Source organism: Pseudomonas caspiana (assembly GCF_002158995.1).
Classification (GTDB): Bacteria; Pseudomonadota; Gammaproteobacteria; order Pseudomonadales; family Pseudomonadaceae; genus Aquipseudomonas; species Aquipseudomonas caspiana.
This window is the reverse complement of record NZ_LOHF01000009.1, coordinates 25,410-45,440: the sequence shown is the minus strand read 5'-3', so window position 1 is coordinate 45,440 and position 20,031 is coordinate 25,410. Positions and strand designations below refer to the sequence as shown.

The 20,031-nt window shown below is 55.3% G+C and carries 25 protein-coding genes; 5 read left to right on the top strand and 20 right to left on the bottom strand.

The features are described 5' to 3' along the window. Window positions 1–9: 9 nt before the first annotated feature. Window positions 10–603, top strand: a complete 594-nt coding sequence (locus tag AUC60_RS12570) for a TetR/AcrR family transcriptional regulator (RefSeq protein WP_087267464.1) — start codon at window positions 10–12, stop codon at window positions 601–603. A 25-nt stretch (window positions 604–628) separates the two neighbouring features. Continuing rightward, complete coding sequence (locus AUC60_RS12565; RefSeq protein WP_087267461.1) at window positions 629–1,108, top strand: nuclear transport factor 2 family protein; 480 nt, start codon at window positions 629–631, stop codon at window positions 1,106–1,108. On the opposite strand, the gene AUC60_RS12560 is transcribed toward AUC60_RS12565, so the two are convergent. Continuing rightward, window positions 1,109–2,035, bottom strand: coding sequence for a LysR family transcriptional regulator (locus AUC60_RS12560; RefSeq protein ID WP_087267458.1), 927 nt, complete (start codon window positions 2,033–2,035; stop codon window positions 1,109–1,111). A 224-nt stretch (window positions 2,036–2,259) separates the two neighbouring features. Here AUC60_RS12560 and AUC60_RS12555 point away from each other — a divergent pair, with 224 nt between their 5' ends. Together AUC60_RS12555 and AUC60_RS12550 are read left to right on the top strand one after the other, a co-directional pair. Continuing rightward, complete coding sequence (locus AUC60_RS12555; RefSeq protein WP_405623932.1) at window positions 2,260–3,252, top strand: oxidoreductase; 993 nt, start codon at window positions 2,260–2,262, stop codon at window positions 3,250–3,252. 55 nt (window positions 3,253–3,307) lie between these two features. Then, window positions 3,308–4,672 (top strand): NTP/NDP exchange transporter, encoded by a 1,365-nt coding sequence (locus tag AUC60_RS12550; protein WP_087267452.1) that lies wholly within the window; start codon window positions 3,308–3,310, stop codon window positions 4,670–4,672. Between the two features lie 96 nt (window positions 4,673–4,768). Here the strand turns inward: AUC60_RS12550 and AUC60_RS12545 are convergent, their stop codons facing one another. Together AUC60_RS12545 and AUC60_RS12540 are read right to left on the bottom strand one after the other, a co-directional pair. Next, window positions 4,769–5,305, bottom strand: coding sequence for a single-stranded DNA-binding protein (locus AUC60_RS12545; protein ID WP_032626487.1), 537 nt, complete (start codon window positions 5,303–5,305; stop codon window positions 4,769–4,771). Window positions 5,306–5,314: 9 nt separating this feature from the next. Continuing rightward, the gene (locus AUC60_RS12540) at window positions 5,315–6,709 is read right to left on the bottom strand and encodes an MFS transporter (RefSeq protein ID WP_087267449.1); all 1,395 of its coding nucleotides are present in this window, start codon (window positions 6,707–6,709) and stop codon (window positions 5,315–5,317) included. 190 nt (window positions 6,710–6,899) lie between these two features. Here AUC60_RS12540 and uvrA point away from each other — a divergent pair, with 190 nt between their 5' ends. Continuing rightward, on the top strand, window positions 6,900–9,734 hold the full coding sequence (gene uvrA, locus AUC60_RS12535) for an excinuclease ABC subunit UvrA (RefSeq protein WP_087267446.1): 2,835 nt from the start codon (window positions 6,900–6,902) through the stop codon (window positions 9,732–9,734). An 82-nt stretch (window positions 9,735–9,816) separates the two neighbouring features. Here uvrA and bfr read toward each other — a convergent pair whose 3' ends face one another. From bfr to rplE, 17 genes are all read right to left on the bottom strand, one after another. Further along, on the bottom strand, window positions 9,817–10,281 hold the full coding sequence (gene bfr / locus AUC60_RS12530; protein WP_087267443.1) for a bacterioferritin: 465 nt from the start codon (window positions 10,279–10,281) through the stop codon (window positions 9,817–9,819). Between the two features lie 154 nt (window positions 10,282–10,435). Continuing rightward, complete coding sequence (locus tag AUC60_RS12525; protein WP_087267441.1) at window positions 10,436–11,884, bottom strand: catalase; 1,449 nt, start codon at window positions 11,882–11,884, stop codon at window positions 10,436–10,438. A 181-nt stretch (window positions 11,885–12,065) separates the two neighbouring features. Then, on the bottom strand, window positions 12,066–12,452 hold the full coding sequence (rplQ, locus tag AUC60_RS12520) for a 50S ribosomal protein L17 (RefSeq protein ID WP_008145500.1): 387 nt from the start codon (window positions 12,450–12,452) through the stop codon (window positions 12,066–12,068). A gap of 42 nt (window positions 12,453–12,494) precedes the next feature. Further along, window positions 12,495–13,496, bottom strand: a complete 1,002-nt coding sequence (locus tag AUC60_RS12515) for a DNA-directed RNA polymerase subunit alpha (RefSeq protein ID WP_003176403.1) — start codon at window positions 13,494–13,496, stop codon at window positions 12,495–12,497. A 22-nt stretch (window positions 13,497–13,518) separates the two neighbouring features. Beyond that, the gene (gene rpsD / locus AUC60_RS12510) at window positions 13,519–14,139 is read right to left on the bottom strand and encodes a 30S ribosomal protein S4 (protein WP_002555465.1); all 621 of its coding nucleotides are present in this window, start codon (window positions 14,137–14,139) and stop codon (window positions 13,519–13,521) included. A gap of 18 nt (window positions 14,140–14,157) precedes the next feature. Beyond that, window positions 14,158–14,547, bottom strand: a complete 390-nt coding sequence (gene rpsK, locus AUC60_RS12505; protein WP_002555466.1) for a 30S ribosomal protein S11 — start codon at window positions 14,545–14,547, stop codon at window positions 14,158–14,160. Between the two features lie 30 nt (window positions 14,548–14,577). Then, window positions 14,578–14,934, bottom strand: a complete 357-nt coding sequence (rpsM, locus tag AUC60_RS12500) for a 30S ribosomal protein S13 (RefSeq protein ID WP_027898310.1) — start codon at window positions 14,932–14,934, stop codon at window positions 14,578–14,580. Between the two features lie 130 nt (window positions 14,935–15,064). Further along, complete coding sequence (gene rpmJ, locus AUC60_RS12495; RefSeq protein ID WP_002555468.1) at window positions 15,065–15,181, bottom strand: 50S ribosomal protein L36; 117 nt, start codon at window positions 15,179–15,181, stop codon at window positions 15,065–15,067. 28 nt (window positions 15,182–15,209) lie between these two features. Next, a complete protein-coding gene (gene secY / locus AUC60_RS12490) occupies window positions 15,210–16,538 on the bottom strand; it encodes a preprotein translocase subunit SecY (RefSeq protein WP_027898309.1) in 1,329 nt (442 codons plus the stop codon). Further along, a complete protein-coding gene (gene rplO / locus AUC60_RS12485; RefSeq protein WP_087267438.1) occupies window positions 16,539–16,973 on the bottom strand; it encodes a 50S ribosomal protein L15 in 435 nt (144 codons plus the stop codon). Window positions 16,974–16,976: 3 nt separating this feature from the next. Next, window positions 16,977–17,153: a 50S ribosomal protein L30 gene (rpmD, locus tag AUC60_RS12480; RefSeq protein ID WP_003186033.1), complete on the bottom strand. Its 177-nt coding sequence runs from the start codon at window positions 17,151–17,153 to the stop codon at window positions 16,977–16,979. Window positions 17,154–17,155: 2 nt separating this feature from the next. Then, window positions 17,156–17,656 carry a 30S ribosomal protein S5 gene (gene rpsE, locus AUC60_RS12475; protein WP_003186035.1) on the bottom strand — a complete coding sequence of 167 codons (501 nt, stop codon included), beginning with the start codon at window positions 17,654–17,656 and terminating at the stop codon, window positions 17,156–17,158. A gap of 3 nt (window positions 17,657–17,659) precedes the next feature. Beyond that, the gene (rplR, locus tag AUC60_RS12470) at window positions 17,660–18,010 is read right to left on the bottom strand and encodes a 50S ribosomal protein L18 (RefSeq protein ID WP_087267435.1); all 351 of its coding nucleotides are present in this window, start codon (window positions 18,008–18,010) and stop codon (window positions 17,660–17,662) included. Between the two features lie 10 nt (window positions 18,011–18,020). Next, window positions 18,021–18,554 carry a 50S ribosomal protein L6 gene (gene rplF / locus AUC60_RS12465; protein ID WP_027898306.1) on the bottom strand — a complete coding sequence of 178 codons (534 nt, stop codon included), beginning with the start codon at window positions 18,552–18,554 and terminating at the stop codon, window positions 18,021–18,023. A gap of 12 nt (window positions 18,555–18,566) precedes the next feature. Beyond that, window positions 18,567–18,959: a 30S ribosomal protein S8 gene (gene rpsH / locus AUC60_RS12460; RefSeq protein WP_027898305.1), complete on the bottom strand. Its 393-nt coding sequence runs from the start codon at window positions 18,957–18,959 to the stop codon at window positions 18,567–18,569. Between the two features lie 213 nt (window positions 18,960–19,172). Continuing rightward, entirely contained in the window at window positions 19,173–19,478 is a 306-nt protein-coding gene (gene rpsN / locus AUC60_RS12455; RefSeq protein ID WP_027898304.1) for a 30S ribosomal protein S14, read from the bottom strand. 13 nt (window positions 19,479–19,491) lie between these two features. After that, window positions 19,492–20,031 (bottom strand): 50S ribosomal protein L5, encoded by a 540-nt coding sequence (gene rplE / locus AUC60_RS12450; RefSeq protein WP_004883677.1) that lies wholly within the window; start codon window positions 20,029–20,031, stop codon window positions 19,492–19,494.

Here is a 20,031-nt window from a genome sequence, read left to right as displayed (position 1 = left end):
CCTCTGATCATGAACAAGACATCGACTACAGCTGTGCAGGACAAAATCCTGCAAACCGCCGAGCAACTGATCTACACCAACGGAATTCATGCCATGGGCATGGACTTGCTCGTGCGTACCTCCGGCGTGGCACGCAAAAGCATCTACCGATATTACGCTACCAAAGAAGACGTGGCCGTGAACGCATTGAGCGCGCGCGATGTTCGCTGGATGCATTGGTTTCGCACTGAGACCGCTAAGGCCACAAGCCCTGAAGCGCGAATTCTTGAAATGTTTACGGTGCTCAAGGGCTGGTTTGAATCGGAAGGCTTCCGTGGCTGCGCATTTATCAACACGGCGGGTGAGATCGGCGACGCTGAAGATCCAATCCGGCAGTTGGCAAAAGCTCACAAGCAGAAGCTTTTTGACTACGCGCTGGAGCTGTCCCAGCAATTGGACATCGAGCAGCCCGAAGCGCTGGCCAAACAACTGCTGATCCTGATCGACGGCGCTATCACCCTCGCCCTGGTGATGGGCGACCACAATGCCGCTGACAGCGCCCGCGACATGGCGCAAGTACTCTTGAAGTCTGCCCTGAAAAATCCTGCTCCGCCTGCAAACTGATCATCCACTGTTCGGAGGTTTTGCCATGTCATCCAGCACTGAAACCCGCCCGCCTTTGCCGCCCTTTACTCGGGAGTCTGCAATCCAGAAAGCCCGTCTGGCCGAGGATGGCTGGAATGGTCGCGATCCCGAAAAAGTCGCATTGGCCTACACACTGGACACCAAATGGCGCAACCGCGCGGAGTTCGCGACCAACCGCGAGGAAGCCAAAGCCTTCCTGACTCGCAAATGGGCCAAAGAGCTGGATTACCGGTTGATCAAAGAATTGTGGGCCTTCACCGATAACCGCATCGCCGTGCGCTACGCCTACGAATGGCACGACGACTCAGGCAACTGGTTCCGCTCGTATGGCAACGAGAACTGGGAGTTCGACGCAAATGGCCTGATGGCCAACCGCTTCGCCTGCATCAACGACATGCCGATCAAAGAGTCAGAGCGCAAGTTTTACTGGCCGCTGGGACGGCGTCCGGATGATCATCCGGGGTTGTCGGAGTTGGGCTTGTAATCAGTCGATCAGGCTATTGCCCGACATTTCAGCGGGTGTCTGATCCTTTATAAAATCGACGAAGGCCCTTAGCGGTGAGGGCATATGGCGACGCCCGTGATAATAAAGATAGGGGCCGTCGAAAGACTGCCACCAATCTTGAAGCACAGGCGTCAGGCGCCCATCCGAAAGAGGCTCGCGGATGAAATCCTCGAAGGTATAGACGATGCCAAATCCATTAATGGCGGCGCTGATCTTGAGATCATGAGAAGAGGTCAACAGCTGCCCATTGGGTGGAATACGCAACGTTCTGCCTTCTTTTTCAAACTCGAAGATCCCGACTTTACCGCTTTCAAAACGGTGGCCAAGCAAGTCATGATCCGTCAGTTGCGAGGGATGCAGAGGGGTTCCACGGGCAGCCAGATAGGCCGGTGCAGCAGCGGCGACGAAGCGTTGCCGACGTGGGCCTATGGGTATCGCAATCATGTCTTTAGCCAGGCTCTCCTCATAACGAACACCGGCGTCATACCCTGCCGCAATGACATCAATAAACGTATTCTCCATGGTCACCTCGACATTCACGCCAGGGTAAAGCCTGAGAAAACGACTCAGCAGATCGGGCATCAAATAGCGTGCTACCGGGACCGGCACGTTCAGCTTCAAATTGCCCACCGGGCGCTGGAACTCATCATCCAGATCGTTGAACGCTGCGCCAATCTCATCAAGCGCCGGGCGCAAGCGCTCAAGCAAACGCTCGCCAGCGGCTGTAGGGGTAACGCTGCGAGTCGTTCGATTCAGCAAACGCACCCCCACCTCGCGCTCCAGGCGACGCATGCAATCACTCAGTGATGACGCAGAAATCCCACATTTCTGTGCTGCCGCCCTGAAACCTCCGAACTCGACCACAGTGGCAAAAACCGCCATATCACTCAGGTTGGGTTGACGCATGACGCCTCCTTTGTTGGTCTTCAACTGTACGACTGCCCGTACGACCCGTCCACCGCTACCCGGATTATCCAGACCACACCGTACGGTGATAATTGTCCCCGTCGATCGATTGCCTGTCTGGAAGTCGGTCATACCCTTTAAACGACGACCAGGACACCGACATGTGGAGCACAACCAACGCTTTTGAAACCGGCACTACGAGTATCGCGCGCCAACTCATGAACATGACCAAAACGCTGGTAGCGGGCTTGGCTATGGCGGGAGCCGTCACCGTTGAGGCCGCCAGCCGGGTCCCGCCGAAACCTGACTGGACCGCAGCCGACATACCCTCGCAGAGAGGCCGAATCATTCTGATTACCGGCGGCACCAGCGGTATGGGTTACGAGGACGCATTGGCCCTTTCCCGTGCTGGCGCTCAAGTGATCATTGCCGCGCGTAATCCCGAGCGCGGCGAAGAAACGATCACCCGCATACGTCAGGAAGTCCCAAACGCCAGCGTGCAGTTCGAAACGGTGGACCTGGCCAACCTGGACTCGGTTCGCAGCCTTGCTGATCGTCTCAAAGGCCGGTTGTCGCGGCTCGACGTATTAATCAACAACGCCGCAATCATGTCGCCACCACAACGGGGTACATCTGCAGATGGCCTTGAACTGCAACTGGCAACCAACTATCTAGGGCCCTTTGCGCTGACAGGCTTGTTGATGCCTTTGCTACGGCAGAGCGATGACGCCCGAGTCGTGAGCCTGTCGAGCATCGCCGCTGCTCGCGGCCAGATCAATTACCAAGACCTGCAGTCCGAACAAAATTACAACCCCTTCGCCACCTACGCACAATCCAAGCTGGCGGTGCTCAAGTGGGCTTTTGAGTTGCAACGGCGCAGTGACGCCAACAACTGGGGTGTTCGCAGCATAGCGGTGCACCCAGGTGTAGCGGTGACTGAGTTGATTGCACGTGGCCCAGGTCTGGACAGTAAATTCGGCCACGAGTGGGCTAAGGACCGCGAAAAATATCATTCAGCGGCACAAGGTGCGTTGTCGTCACTGTATGCCGCTACCGCGCCACAGGCCGTTGGAGGTACGTATTACGGGCCAATCGGCGAAGAGGAAAAACGCGGCCCCTTGGGATTTGCGACAGTCCCCCAAGCCGCTGCAGCTCAAGAAGACGTGGCAAAACTCTGGCAACTTTCGGAACGCCTCACCGGCGTTACCTACCCCTGAATGCAGAGACACGGGTATGCGCCCGTGTCTCGCCCCTCACGTTTCAGGAGCATCTATGAGCACATCCTCTGTCTTGCACCGTCTGAGCGCCACTATCAATGCCGAGGATCAGGAACTGCGTCCTGCGCTGTCTGGTTTTCTATTATTTTTCTGCCTGTTTACCGGCTACTTCATGCTGCGCCCCATTCGCGAGTCCATGGGTATTTCGGCGGGCGTAGAAAATCTGCAGTGGCTGTTTACCGCGACCTTCTTCGTCATGCTCGCGGCTGTTCCTCTGTTCGCGTGGCTCAGTTCCAGGGTTCCGCGCCTGCATTTCATCGACTGGGTTTACGGATTTTTCTGCGTGAACCTGCTGATTTTCGCTGCGCTGTTCCAGTCATATGGCGAAAGCATCTGGATGGCCCGCCTGTTCTATGTGTGGATATCGGTCTACAACCTGTTTGTCGTCTCGGTCGCGTGGAGCCTGATGGCGGATGTGTTTGACGGCGCTCAGGCCAAGCGCCTGTTTGCCTTCATCGCTGCAGGTGCGAGTGTCGGCGGTCTGGTTGGCCCGGCCCTCAGTGCGTTACTGGTCAAGAGCATCGGCGAGTCGGGGCTGATACTCCTGGCCGGACTGTTGTTGGGCATCGCGCTAACCCTCAAGTTTTCACTGATGCGCTGGCGGGAAATCAGCGGCGCTGGCCGACCCGGTGCGGCGGCAGTTGAAAGCACGCGCAAACCATTGCCCGGTAATCCCTTTAGCGGCATCACCCGCGTACTGCAATCGCCCTATCTGCTGGGGATTGCTGGTTTCGTGATTCTGTTGGCCACCGTTACCACTTTTCTCTATTTTGAGCAGGCACGTTTGGTAGCCGAGCTGTTCCCGAACAGGCAAGAGCAAATCCGGGTGTTCGGCACCATTGACCTGATTGTTCAGGCTGGGGCACTTCTCTCGCAGATATTTCTAACCGGTCGCATCGCGCAAAGGCTGGGCGTGCGGGTCCTGCTGGCGATCGTGCCATTGTTGATGTGCATCGGCTTCGTCGGTCTGGCGCTGGCGTCGAGTTTTGGAATGCTCGCAACGCTGATGATCGTGCGCCGTATCGGCGAATACGCCTTCGTTCGACCCGGTCGGGAAATGCTATTTGCGCCCTTGGACGCCGAGAGTAAGTACAAGGCAAAAAATGTCATTGATACGATTGTCTATCGCGCCGGTGACGCTCTCAGCGGTTGGGCCAAAAGCGTATTGGACATGCTCGGCCAAGGAGCCGGACTGGTGGCAGTGGTCGGTGCCGCCTGCGCTCTACTGTGGGGCTATCTGGGATGGAGGCTTGGTAAAGAGGCCGATGGGAAAATGCAGCGGCCAGAACAAACGGGCACGGACTTGCTTCGCCCCGCACTTTCAAGAGCGACTCGCAGGCACAGCAAATCAATAGAGTAAAAACAAAAAAACGCCGGATGACGCCCTATAAAAAAGCCCCGAGAGCAACGCTTTCGGGGCTTTTAGGCAACGGGCACAGGCTAAGCCAGAGATATCCTAGAACGGGATATCGTCATCAAAGCTGTCGAAATCGGCGGCCGGCTGTGGCGCTTGTTGCTGTGGAGCCGGACGGGATTCGCGTTGTGGCTGCTGCTGTGGCGCGGACTGTTGTGGACGCGACTGCTGAGGACGTGGAGCGGAGTTTTGATAACCACCGCCACCTTGGCCTTGAGGAGCACCGTCGTTTTGTGGACGGCCGCCCAGCAGTTGCATGGTGCCCTGCATGTCGACGACGATTTCAGTCGTGTAACGCTTGATACCGTCTTTTTCCCACTCGCGGGTCTGCAGCTTGCCTTCGATGTACACCTGGGAACCCTTGCGCAGGTATTCGCCAGCGATTTCGGCAACTTTGCCGAACATCGACACACGGTGCCATTCAGTCTTTTCGACTTTCTGACCGGTCTGTTTGTCAGTCCACTGTTCGCTGGTTGCCAGACTCAGGTTGGTCACGGCATTACCGTTAGGCAGGTAGCGAACTTCGGGATCCTGGCCGCATGTGCCGACCAATATAACTTTGTTAACCCCACGGGCCATAACGTTCTCCTAGGCTTCGCACGCTTGGGCGGCTGGGTTGATCATCCGCTCCAGTGACGCGCGATCCAATAGTTCTGTATCCAATTTGATATAGATGGCGCTTTCTTCGGCGACCACCACTGCATCCGTTACGCCTTCTACGGCCTTGAGTCTCTCTGCCAGGCCAGCCTCACGCAGGGCTTCAGGCGACAAGGGCAGACGCAGGCTCGTCACGTAAGGCGGCTCACGCATGGTTACTGCAACCGCTAGCCAGATGGCGGCCATCGCAGCACCACCAAGGAAGACCACGTCGAGCCCGCCATGCTGGAACAACCAGCCGCCGAGTATCCCACCTGCGGCCGAACCAAGGAACTGGCTGGTGGAATAAACCCCCATCGCCGTACCTTTTCCGCCAGCCGGTGATACTTTGCTGATTAACGACGGCAAAGACGCTTCCAGCAGGTTGAACGCGACGAAGAATACCACTGTCCCGATGACCAGTGCTCGTAACGTGTCTCCAAACTCCCAGAAGAATAGTTCAGTGAGCATCAATACGGTGACTGCACCGATGAGCACACGTTTCATCTGACGTTTTTTCTCACCATAAATGATGAAGGGAATCATTGCGAAAAATGAGATCAGCAGCGCCGTAAGGTAGACCCACCAGTGCTCTTCCTTGGGCAAACCGGCCTTTGTCACCAGCGCCAGCGGCAAGGCCACGAAGCTTGACATGAGCATCGCGTGCAACACGAAGATACCCAAATCCAGTCGAAGAAGATCCGGGTGACGCAAGGTCGGCCCTAAAGCCTGACGTGCAACACCCGATTCACGGTGCTGCAGCGTGCCGGTATTTTTGGGCACCACAAAAGCGACGATCAAAATCCCCAGCAAAGCCATTGCGCCAGTGGCAAGGAACAAGCCGGACAAGCCGAACGCGCTGGTCAGTATTGGCCCTACAACCATAGCAACCGCAAACGACAGGCCAATGGTCATGCCGATCATGGCCATGGCCTTGGTACGGTGTTGTTCGCGCGTCAGGTCCGAAAGTAGCGCCATAACCGCTGCGGAGATCGCACCGGCACCCTGCAGGATGCGTCCGGCGATGATGCCCCATATCGAATCCGCACTCGCTGCCAGTACGCTGCCCAGGGCGAAAATGATCAAACCAAAATAGATAACCGGACGCCGCCCGATGCGGTCGGAAATAATTCCGAAGGGAATCTGCAGGAACGCCTGAGTCAGGCCATAAGCGCCGATTGCGAGACCGATAAGCGCCGGGCTCGCCCCAGCCAGGTCCATGCCATAGGTCGCCAGCACCGGCAGGACCATGAACATGCCGAGCATGCGAAAAGCAAACACCAGCGCAAGACCGCCTGCCGCGCGGGTCTCGCCGCCGCTCATTCGCTCGCTGTAGGGATCGTGCATGGAAAAACCTCGTGTGAACCGGCGGCGATTCTACCAGTCCCATCGATTGACGGGGTATATCGCGACGCTATGACACGCCTAGATGACACAGTCTTCATTTAAGGTGAGGACAGCTGACTAGATAGTGTGCATCCATCCAGTATTTGTCCGTATACTCCTACGTTTTCGACGCCCGCCGTGCGAGGCCATTTTGGACAAGATCCTGATTCGTGGGGCCCGAACCCACAACCTGAAAAACATTGACCTGACACTGCCACGCGACAAGCTGATCGTCATCACCGGGTTGTCCGGTTCTGGCAAATCATCGCTGGCGTTTGACACGCTGTACGCTGAAGGGCAACGGCGCTACGTCGAATCGCTGTCCGCGTATGCCCGGCAATTCCTTTCAATGATGGAAAAACCGGACGTCGACACCATCGAAGGCCTGTCGCCGGCAATTTCCATCGAGCAAAAATCGACATCCCATAACCCGCGCTCAACCGTGGGCACGATCACCGAGATTTACGACTACCTGCGCCTTCTCTACGCCCGTGTCGGCCAGCCACGTTGCCCGGATCATGACATTCCGCTGGAAGCGCAAACCGTCAGCCAGATGGTTGATCTGGTTATGGCGCAACCTGAAGGCAGCAAGCTGATGCTGTTGGCGCCAGTGGTTCGCGAACGCAAAGGCGAACACTTGTCGGTGTTCGAAGAGCTTCGTGCTCAAGGCTTCGTCCGCGCTCGCGTCGATGGTCGTCTGTGTGAACTCGATGAACTGCCAAAACTGGATAAGCAGAAGAAGCACTCCATCGATGTCGTTGTCGATCGCTTCAAGGTGCGTGCGGATCTGCAACAGCGTCTGGCAGAGTCCTTTGAGACTGCGCTTAAACTGGCTGACGGTATCGCCTGGGTCGCGCCAATGGATGATGAACCCGGCGAAGAGATGATTTTCTCCGCCCGCTTCGCCTGCCCGATCTGCGGTCACGCCATCAGCGAACTGGAACCCAAACTGTTTTCCTTCAACAACCCCGCCGGTGCATGTCCGACGTGCGACGGTCTGGGCGTGAAGCAGTTTTTCGATATCAAGCGTCTGGTAAATGCCGAATTGACTCTGGCCGAAGGCGCGATACGCGGCTGGGACAGGCGCAACGTGTATTACTTCCAGATGCTCGGCTCGTTGGCCAAGCATTACGATTTCAGTCTGGAAGTGCCGTTCAAGGAACTGCCCAACGACATTCAGAAAACCCTGCTAAACGGCAGTGGCTCGCAGAATGTCGACTTCCGCTATCTCAACGATCGTGGAGACATCGTCAAACGTGCTCACCCGTTCGAAGGCATCGTGCCCAACCTCGAACGTCGTTATCGGGAAACCGAATCGGCGACCGTGCGCGAAGAGCTGGCCAAGTTTCTCGGCACGCAGCCGTGCCCGGATTGCCGCGGGACACGCTTGCGTCGCGAGGCTCGCCACGTATGGGTTGGCGAGAAGACACTGCCTGCCGTTACGAACATGCCAATCGGTGATGCAACCGACTATTTCGGTGAGCTGAAACTGACCGGACGTCGGGGTGAAATCGCCGACAAGATTCTTAAAGAGATTCGCGAGCGTCTCGAGTTCCTGGTTAACGTCGGTCTTGATTACCTGACGCTAGATCGCAGCGCTGACACGCTCTCGGGTGGTGAAGCCCAGCGTATCCGTTTGGCCAGTCAGATTGGTGCGGGGCTCGTCGGTGTGATGTACATCCTCGATGAACCTTCGATTGGCCTGCACCAGCGGGACAATGACCGGTTGCTGGGGACGCTCAAGCACCTGCGTGACATCGGCAATACGGTGATCGTGGTCGAGCATGACGAAGATGCGATTCGCCTCGCAGACTATGTGGTGGATATCGGTCCGGGCGCTGGCGTGCATGGTGGGCACATCGTTGCCGAGGGAACGCCGGATGAGGTCATGTCGCACCCCGACTCACTCACCGGCAAGTATCTTTCCGGCCGGGTGAAGATCGCAGTGCCGGCCAAACGCACTCCGCGTAACAAGAAGTTGTCACTGACCCTCAAGGGTGCTCGCGGCAACAACTTGCGTAACGTTGACCTGGAAATCCCGATCGGCCTGCTGACCTGCGTGACTGGTGTTTCGGGTTCAGGCAAGTCGACGCTGATCAACAACACGCTGTTCCCGCTCAGTGCAACAGCACTGAACGGCGCGACGACGCTGGAAGCTGCGACCCACGACAGTATCAAAGGCCTGGAGCACCTGGACAAGGTCGTCGACATCGATCAAAGCCCGATTGGCCGTACGCCTCGCTCCAACCCGGCAACTTACACCGGTCTGTTCACGCCGATTCGCGAGCTGTTCTCTGGGGTACCAGAGTCGCGCTCCCGCGGATACGGACCAGGGCGCTTCTCTTTCAACGTCAAAGGCGGTCGTTGTGAGGCGTGTCAGGGCGATGGCCTGATCAAGGTTGAGATGCACTTCCTGCCGGACATCTACGTGCCGTGCGATGTGTGCAAGAGCAAGCGTTACAACCGCGAAACCCTTGAGATCAAATACAAGGGCAAGAGCATCCATGAAGTATTAGAGATGACCATTGAGGAAGCACGTGAGTTCTTCGATGCGGTTCCAGCTCTCGCGCGAAAACTACAGACCTTGATGGATGTGGGACTTTCCTACATTAAGCTGGGTCAGTCGGCTACTACGCTTTCCGGCGGTGAGGCTCAACGGGTGAAGCTGTCCCGTGAGCTGTCCAAGCGCGACACCGGCAAAACGCTGTACATCCTTGACGAGCCGACCACTGGTCTGCACTTCGCGGATATTCAGCAATTGCTGGATGTATTGCATCGTCTGCGTGATCACGGCAATACGGTAGTCGTCATTGAGCACAATCTGGACGTGATCAAGACTGCTGACTGGCTGGTGGATCTCGGCCCGGAAGGCGGTTCAAAAGGCGGTCAAATCATTGCGGTCGGTACACCAGAGCAAGTGTCTCAAATGGAGCAATCCTATACAGGCCACTATCTCAAACCACTGCTACTGCGCGACAAAGCCTGACGTTACCTGATCGTTAGAACGAAAAAGCCCCTGTCACATGAAGTGCAGGGGCTTTTTTATGCGGCTTGCCTTGGCGGCGAAATCAATACTGCGATTGCAGGTAGTTTTCCAGGCCGATGGTCTTGATCAGACCCAGCTGTTTTTCCAGCCAATAGGTGTGATCTTCTTCGGTATCGTTCAACTGAACACGCAGGATTTCGCGCGTCACGTAATCCTTGTGCAACTCGCAGAGCTCAATACCCTTGCACAGTGCAGCACGCACTTTGTACTCAAGGCGCAGATCTGCAGCGAACATCTCAGGGACAGTAGTGCCGACATCCAGATCGTCCGGACGCATACGCGGAGTACCTTCGAGCATCAAGATACGACGCATCAGAGCATCGGCGTGCTGTGCCTCTTCTTCCATTTCGTGATTGATACGCTCATAGAGCTTGGTGAAGCCCCAGTCTTCGTACATACGCGAATGAACGAAATATTGGTCACGCGCTGCCAATTCGCCCACCAGCAGCGTATTGAGATAATCGATTACTTCCGGGTGGCCTAGCATCGCCCACGTCTCCTGCTTGAAAGTGCGTAGTCTGAACCAACCGCTTGCGAAGGTCACTGCCAATAGTGATAAAAATCGACAAAAAGCAGTGAAAAATAGGTGATCAGATACGAAAAACCGCCCAAATGAGGGCGGTTCCGTTTATCACTTAGACTTACATCAGCGATACGCCCAGCGCTTTAGCAATGCCTTCGCCATAAGCGGCATCAGCCTTGTAGAAATGCTGCAACTGACGCTGAACCACATCGTTGGAAACATCTGCCATTGTGCCGGCAATGTTGTTGATCAGCAGCGCTTTCTGGTCAGCGCTCATAAGGTTGAACAACTTGCCCGCTTGGCTGTAGTAGTCGCCATCCTCACGGTGATCATAGCGATCAGCCGCCCCGCTGAGGGCCAAGGCAGGCTCAGCGTAGTGTGGAGCCTGCTTCGGTGCGTCTGAATAGCTGTTGGGCTCGTAGTTAGGCCCTGAACCACCGTTAGTACCGAAAGCCATCGCGCCATCACGCTGGTAGCTGTGAACCGGATTCTTCGGAGCATTGATCGGCAAGTGCTGGTGGTTTGTTCCCACACGGTAGCGATGCGCATCAGCGTAAGCAAAAACGCGCCCCTGCAGCATGCGATCCGGAGACAAGCCAACACCTGGGACCATATTGCTCGGGCCGAATGCTGCTTGCTCTACTTCAGCGAAGTAGTTAAGCGGATTGCGGTTAAGCTCAATCTCGCCAACTTCAATCAGTGGATATTCTTTTTGCGACCACGTTTTGGTCACGTCGAAAGGATTCTCGTGATGAGCCGCTGCCTGGGCTTCAGTCATCAACTGAATGCAGACGGTCCACTTCGGGAAATCACCTTTTTCGATGGCGGTGAACAAGTCACGCTGTGCGTAATCCGGGTCGGTCCCGGCGATACTTGCAGCATCGGCAGGCGTGAGGTTTTTGATGCCCTGCTGGGTCTTGTAGTGCCATTTAACCCAGTGACGCTCACCAGCAGCGCTAATCAGGCTGTAGGTGTGGCTGCCAAACCCGTGCATGTGTCGATAGCCATCCGGGATGCCGCGATCCGAGAACAAGATCGTTACCTGATGCAGCGCCTCTGGGGAATGGGACCAGAAGTCCCACATCATCTGGGCATTTTTCAGGTTTGTTTGAGGCTGACGCTTCTGAGTGTGAATGAAGTCCGGAAACTTCAGTGGATCACGGATGAAAAACACCGGCGTGTTATTACCCACGATGTCCCAGTTGCCTTCTTCTGTGTAGAACTTCAAAGCAAAGCCACGCGGGTCGCGCTCAGTGTCAGCCGAGCCGCGCTCGCCGCCGACAGTGGAGAACCGCAGAAAGATCGGGGTTTGTTTACCTACAGTGTCGAACAGGTTGGGGCTGGTGTATTGGGTGATGTCACGGCTGACAGTGAAAGTGCCGTGAGCGCCCGAGCCTTTAGCATGTACGCGACGTTCAGGGATGTTCTCCCGGTTGAAATGGGCAAGCTTCTCGATCAGATGAAAATCGTCGAGCAGCAACGGGCCACGGGGACCGGCGGAACGGGAGTTCTGGTTATCAGCTACAGGTGCGCCGCTGGCGGTGGTAAGAGTCTTGGACTGGCTCATTAATAATTTCCTCTGGCATAAACGACCGGCTAATCGGCATGGCAGGGATTATTGTCCGGATTTGTTACATGACAAAGTTTATTAAATCTTTGGTAACGATAGATATACCTAATACGAAATCAGAAACTGTAAAAACAAAAAACCGGGCGCTAGGCCCGGTTCCTTGTTTCAGACTGACGTCTTACTCAGCGGATACAGCTTCGCCGCCAGCAGGACGATCAACCAGCTCGACATACGCCATAGGAGCGTTGTCGCCAGTGCGGAAACCGCACTTCAGGATGCGCAGGTAGCCACCCTCGCGGGTTGCATAACGCTTGCCCAGATCGTTGAACAGCTTACCAACGATTGCTTTCGAACGAGTACGGTCGAAAGCCAGACGGCGGTTAGCCAGGCTGTCTGTTTTAGCCAAAGTGATCAGCGGCTCAGCAACGCGACGCAGTTCTTTAGCTTTCGGCAATGTAGTTTTGATCAGCTCGTGCTCGAACAGCGACACCGCCATGTTTTGGAACATGGCCTTACGGTGGGAGCTAGTCCGGCTCAGGTGACGACCACTTTTACGATGACGCATGGTTCATTCCTTACCAAACACAACGTTCGGTGATTACGACGATCAGGCAGTCGCCTTGTCGTCCTTCTTAAGACTTGCCGGCGGCCAGTTGTCGAGGCGCATGCCGAGGGACAGACCACGGGAGGCCAAAACGTCCTTGATTTCAGTCAAGGATTTCTTGCCAAGGTTTGGAGTCTTCAACAGTTCTACTTCGGTACGCTGAATCAGGTCGCCGATGTAGTAAATGTTCTCCGCCTTGAGGCAGTTGGCCGAACGTACAGTCAGTTCCAAATCGTCAACCGGACGGAGCAGGATCGGATCGATCTCGTCTTCCTGTTCGATTACCACTGGTTCGCTGTCACCTTTGAGGTCGACGAACGCAGCCAACTGCTGTTGCAGAATGGTTGCAGCGCGGCGGATAGCCTCTTCAGGATCCAGAGTACCGTTGGTTTCCAGATCAATAACCAGCTTGTCCAGGTTAGTACGCTGCTCGACACGGGCGTTTTCCACCACGTATGCGATACGGCGAACCGGGCTGAACGAAGAGTCAAGCTGCAAGCGACCAATGCTGCGGCTTTCGTCTTCATCGCTCTGACGCGAGTCTGCCGGCTCATAACCACGACCACGAGCTACGGTGAGCTTCATGTTCAGGGCGCCGTTAGACGCCAGGTTAGCGATTACGTGATCGGGGTTAACGATCTCGACATCATGATCCAGCTGAATATCGGCAGCGGTAACCACCCCCGAACCCTTCTTCGACAAGGTCAGCGTAACTTCGTCTCGACCGTGCAGCTTGATAGCCAGACCTTTAAGGTTCAACAGGATTTCAATTACATCTTCCTGTACACCTTCGATGGCGCTGTACTCATGGAGTACACCGTCAATCTCGGCCTCGACTACTGCACAGCCGGGCATGGAGGACAACAGGATGCGGCGCAGCGCGTTGCCCAGGGTATGGCCGAAACCACGCTCGAGAGGCTCGAGAGTGATCTTGGCGCGGGTTGGACTGACAACCTGCACATCAATGTGGCGGGGTGTCAGGAACTCATTTACCGAAATCTGCATGGATGCACCTATTTTCTAGCCCTTACTTGGAGTAGAGCTCGACAATCAGGCTTTCGTTGATGTCGGCGGATAGATCACTGCGAGCTGGAACGTTCTTGAAAACGCCCGATTTCTTCTCAGTGTCTACTTCTACCCATTCTACGCGGCCACGTTGGGCACACAGATCGAGAGCCTGGACGATGCGCAGTTGGTTCTTCGCTTTCTCGCGGATAGCTACCACGTCACCAGCACGAACCTGATACGACGGAACGTTAACGGTTTTGCCGTTTACGCTGACCGACTTGTGCGAAACCAGTTGACGGGATTCAGCACGAGTCGAGCCGAAGCCCATACGGTATACAACGTTATCCAGACGGCATTCGAGCAGTTGCAGCAGGTTCTCACCAGTAGCGCCTTTCTTGCCGGCAGCTTCTTTGTAGTAACCGCTGAATTGACGCTCGAGTACGCCGTAAATACGACGAACTTTTTGTTTCTCACGCAGCTGGGTGCCGTAGTCGGACTGACGGCCACGGCGCTGGCCGTGGATACCTGGAGCTGCTTCGATGTTGCACTTGGATTCGATCGCACGAACGCCGCTCTTCAGAAAGAGGTCGGTGCCTTCACGACGAGCAAGTTTGCATTTTGGACCAATGTAACGAGCCATTTTCTACAATCTCCTGGATTACACGCGGCGCTTCTTCGGCGGACGGCACCCGTTGTGCGGGATTGGCGTCACGTCGGTGATGCTGGCGATCTTATAGCCACAGCCGTTCAAAGCACGGACAGCAGACTCACGACCTGGACCTGGACCTTTGACGTTAACGTCGAGGTTCTTCAGACCATATTCCAGCGCAGCTTGACCAGCACGTTCAGCAGCTACCTGAGCAGCGAACGGCGTGGACTTGCGTGAACCGCGGAAACCCGAACCGCCGGAGGTAGCCCAGGAAAGCGCGTTACCTTGACGATCGGTGATGGTGACGATTGTGTTGTTAAAAGAAGCGTGGATGTGGGCGATGCCATCAACCACCGTCTTTTTAACTTTTTTACGAGGACGAGCAGCAGGTTTTGCCATGACTAAATTCCTGTCGTTGCGCTGGTGCGATTACTTGCGGATCGGCTTACGCGGACCTTTGCGAGTACGCGCGTTAGTCTTGGTACGCTGACCGCGTACTGGAAGACCACGACGATGGCGCAGACCGCGGTAGCAGCCCAGATCCATCAAGCGCTTGATTTTCATGTTGATTTCGCGACGCAGGTCACCTTCAGTGGTGAACTTCGCCACTTCGCCACGCAGTAGTTCAATCTGCTCGTCGCTCAGATCTTTAATCTTTGCCGCTGGGTTAACCCCAGTGGTTGCACAGATTTTATGTGCAGTGGTGCGACCAACACCATAGATGTAGGTCAGCGAGATAACAGTATGCTTGTTATCTGGAATGTTAACGCCTGCAATACGGGCCATTCAGTGGGACTCCAATTGACAGCTACCTACGCCCCGGAAGCCAAGAAATAGGGCGCGAGATAATATCGCTGTAATAACAAATAATCAACCCAGCAGCGCACTAGCTGCTGGGCTTAAGCACAGATCACACTCAGCCTTGGCGCTGTTTGTGACGTGGTTCCGCGCTGCAAATTACTCGAACAACACCTTCGCGGCGAATAATCTTGCAGTTACGGCACAGCTTTTTCACCGATGCACGAACTTTCATTACCAGCTCCTCGAACCTTATGGGTACCTCAGCGCAACATGCCGCTGCCGTAGCCCTTCAGGTTGGCTTTCTTCATCAGGGATTCGTACTGGTGCGAAACGAGGTGCGATTGTACTTGGGACATGAAGTCCATCACAACCACTACCACGATCAGCAACGAGGTCCCGCCAAGGTAGAACGGTACGTTTGCTGCAACCACCAGGAACTGGGGCAGCAGACATACGGCCGTCATATATAGAGCACCGAACATGGTCAAGCGAGTCAGAACGCCATCGATATAGCGTGCAGACTGCTCACCTGGACGGATGCCCGGAATAAAGGCACCGGACTTCTTCAGGTTTTCCGCTACGTCTTTCGGATTGAACATCAACGCCGTATAGAAGAAGCAGAAGAAAATAATCCCTGCACTAAACAGCAGAATATTCAACGGCTGACCAGGAGCGATCGACTGCGAGATGTCCTGCAACCAGCCCATACCTTCAGACTGGCCGAACCAGGCACCCAACGACGCTGGAAACAGCAAAATGCTGCTTGCGAAAATAGCTGGAATAACACCAGCCATGTTCACTTTCAGCGGCAAGTGGCTGGTCTGCGCAGCGAAGACCTTACGGCCCTGCTGACGCTTGGCGTAATGGACAGCAATACGACGCTGACCACGCTCAATGAACACCACAAAACCGATAATCGCTACTGCCAGCAAACCGATAGCAACCAGGGCAAAGATATTGATATCACCCATGCGAGCAGACTCGAAAGACTGCCCAATCGCTCTCGGAAGACCGGCGACGATACCTGCGAAGATCAACATCGAGATACCGTTACCAACACCGCGCTCGGTAATCTGCTCGCCTAGCCACATCATGAACATCGCACCAGCCACAAAGGTGGTGACAGCAACGAAGTGGAAGCCGATATCTGCAGAGAACGCGACGCCCTGACCGGCCAGGCCAACGGACATGCCGATAGCTTGAACCAAGGCCAGGACAACGGTGCCGTAGCGGGTGTACTGGCTGATCTTGCGACGGCCAGCTTCCCCTTCCTTCTTCAACTGCTCCAGCTGGGGGCTGACGGCTGTCATCAATTGCATGATGATCGATGCCGAAATGTACGGCATGATCCCCAGTGCAAAAATACTCATCCGCTCCAGCGCACCGCCGGAAAACATGTTGAACAAGCTAAGAATGGTCCCCTCATTCTGTCGAAACAGGTCTGCGAGTCGCTCCGGGTTAATACCTGGAACCGGGATGTGTGCGCCTATTCGGTAGACGATAATCGCCAAGAACAGAAAACGCAGACGAGCCCAGAGTTCAGACATACCGCCTTTGCCGAGCGCAGAGAGAGCACCTTGCTTAGCCATTTATTCCTCGAACTTGCCGCCAGCTGCTTCGATAGCCGCACGCGCACCTTTGGTGGCTGCGATACCTTTGATGGTGACAGCGCGATTAACTTCACCGGACAGCATGATTTTCACACGCTGTACGTTTTGGTTGATCACGTTGGCATCCTTCAGGGACTGCACAGTTACAACGTCGCCTTCCACTTTAACCAGCTCGGACAGACGCACTTCTGCGCGGTCCATGGCCTTCAGGGAAACGAAGCCGAATTTTGGCAGACGACGATGCAGCGGCTGTTGGCCGCCTTCAAAGCCCGGAGCAATAGTGCCACCGGAGCGGGAGGTCTGACCTTTGTGACCACGGCCACCAGTCTTACCCAAACCACTACCGATACCACGGCCCGGACGATGCTTTTCGCGACGGGAACCCGGCGCTGGACTCAGATCATTGAGTTTCATCGATTAACCCTCGACTCGCAGCATGTAGTAAGCCTTATTGATCATCCCGCGATTCTCGGGAGTATCCAGCACTTCTACAGTGTGACCGATGCGACGCAGACCCAGACCTTTAACACACAGTTTGTGGTTAGGAATGCGACCGGTCATGCTTTTGATCAGCGTTACTTTAACGGTAGCCATGATCAGAAGATCTCCTTGACACTTTTGCCACGCTTGGCAGCAATAGACTCAGGAGATTGCATAGCCTTCAAACCCTTGAAAGTGGCGTGAACCACGTTTACCGGATTAGTCGAGCCATAGCACTTGGCCAATACGTTCTGAACACCAGCAACTTCCAACACTGCGCGCATAGCGCCGCCAGCGATGATACCGGTACCTTCAGAAGCAGGCTGCATGTACACCTTCGAAGCGCCATGAGCAGACTTCATTGCGTACTGCAGAGTAGTGCCATTCAGATCAACCTGGATCATGTTGCGGCGAGCAGCTTCCATCGCCTTCTGGATCGCAGCAGGCACTTCACGTGACTTGCCACGGCCAAAACCAACACGCCCTTTACCATCACCAACCACGGTCAACGCGGTGAAAGTGAAGATACGGCCGCCTTTTACAGTCTTTGCAACGCGGTTAACTTGAACCAGCTTCTCAATGTAGCCTTCGTCGCGTTTTTGGTCGTTATTTGACATAACTTAGAACTCCAGCCCGCCTTCACGAGCAGCATCAGCCAGCGCCTTGACGCGGCCGTGGTACTTGAAGCCAGAACGGTCGAAAGCCACTTGCGATACACCGGCGGCTTTCGCACGCGCAGCGACCAGCTGGCCAACCTTAGTGGCCGCGTCGATGTTGCCAGTGGCACCATCACGCAGTTCTTTGTCCAAAGTCGAGGCGCTCGCCAAGACTTTGCTGCCGTCGGCCGAAATGACCTGGGCATAAATGTGCTGCGAAGAGCGGTGCACGCAGAGACGCACGACTTCTAGCTCGTGCATTTTCAGGCGTGCTTTGCGAGCGCGACGCAGTCGGGTAACTTTTTTGACGGTCATTTGCTATGCCCTACTTCTTCTTGGCTTCTTTACGGCGGACGACTTCGTCTGCGTAACGCACACCTTTGCCTTTGTACGGCTCAGGACGGCGGAAGTCGCGGATCTCAGCGGCCACTTGACCAACCAACTGCTTGTCGATACCTCGAATGAAGATATCGGTCTGGTTGGGAGTCTCAGCGGTGATGCCTTCCGGCAGGTCGTAATCCACTGGGTGCGAGAAGCCAAGAGCCAGGTTCAGCACTGTGCCTTTTGCTTGCGCTTTGTAACCAACACCGACCAGCTGGAGCTTACGCTCGAAGCCTTGGCTTACGCCTTGGACCATGTTGTTAACCAGTGCACGAGTGGTGCCGGCCATTGCGCGAGTTTGCTGATCGCCATTGCGAGCAGCGAAACGCAGCTCACCAGCTTCTTCAACAATCTCAACGGACGAATGGATATTCAGATCTAGAGTGCCCTTGGCACCCTTCACCGAAAGCTGCTGGCCGACGAGCTTAACTTCGACGCCTGCTGGCAACTTAACGGGGTTCTTAGCTACGCGTGACATGCTTATCCCCCCTTAGAACACTGTGCAAAGCACTTCGCCGCCGACACCGGCAGCGCGCGCAGCACGATCCGTCATCACACCTTTGCTGGTGGAGACGATAGACACACCGAGACCGCCACGAACTTTTGGCAGATCATCGACGGACTTGTACTGACGCAGGCCTGGACGGCTTACGCGCTTCACTTCTTCGATGACTGGACGGCCTTCGAAGTATTTCAGCTCGATAGACAACAGCGGCTTTGTTTCGCTGCTGATCTGATAACCCGCAATGTAACCTTCGTCCTTCAGGACTTTAGCTACAGCAACCTTCACTGTGGAAGATGGCATGCTTACGACGGGCTTTTCAGCCATCTGGGCATTACGGATACGAGTTAGCATGTCCGCTAACGGGTCCTGCATACTCATGGGCTAGACGCTCCTAATACAAAATAATTAGCCTTGCGGCTACAGCTTATCGCCGAGAATTCCGGGCAAATGAAAAACACGGGCTCAGGCGAGCCGGCAATTCTAGGCGCACCCCGGAAATGAATCAAGCCCCAATAGGGGCTTGATTCAAATTCAGGCTTGATTCCGACCAATCGCTTGCACGACCAGCCGGAATTTTGCGTGAAAGGCGTATTACCAGCTGGCTTTAACCAGACCCGGTACATCACCACGCATTGCAGCTTCACGCAGCTTGTTACGGCCAAGGCCGAACTTGCGGTAAACGCCGTGCGGACGACCAGTGATGCGGCAGCGGTTACGCATGCGCGAAGCGCTTGCATCACGTGGCTGCTTTTGCAGAGCTACTGTAGCTTCCCAACGCGCTTCTGGACTTGCGTTCAGATCAACGATGATTGCTTTGAGCGCTGCACGCTTAGTGGCGTACTTGGCAACGGTGAGCTGACGCTTCAGCTCACGGTTCTTCATGCTCTTCTTGGCCATTTTCCTACTCCAATCAGTTGCGGAACGGGAATTTGAAAGCACGCAGCAGAGCGCGGCCTTCATCATCGTTCTTGGCAGTGGTGGTCAGGGTAATGTCCAGACCGCGGAGAGCATCGATCTTGTCGTAATCGATTTCCGGGAAAATGATCTGCTCTTTTACGCCCATGCTGTAGTTACCACGACCGTCGAAGGACTTGGCATTCAGGCCGCGGAAGTCGCGAACCCGAGGCAGGGAGATCGACAGCAGACGATCCAGGAATTCATACATACGATCGCGGCGCAGAGTCACTTTGACACCGATCGGCCAACCTTCACGGACTTTAAAGCCAGCGATGGATTTCCGAGCGTAAGTCACAACAACTTTTTGACCGGTGATCTTTTCCAGGTCAGCAACAGCGTGCTCGATGACTTTTTTGTCGCCGATCGCTTCGCCCAGACCCATGTTAAGGGTGATTTTGGTAACGCGCGGAACTTCCATCACGTTCGCGAGCTTAAGTTCTTCCTTAAGCTTCGGAGCGATTTCCTTCCGGTAAATCTCTTTTAGTCGTGCCAT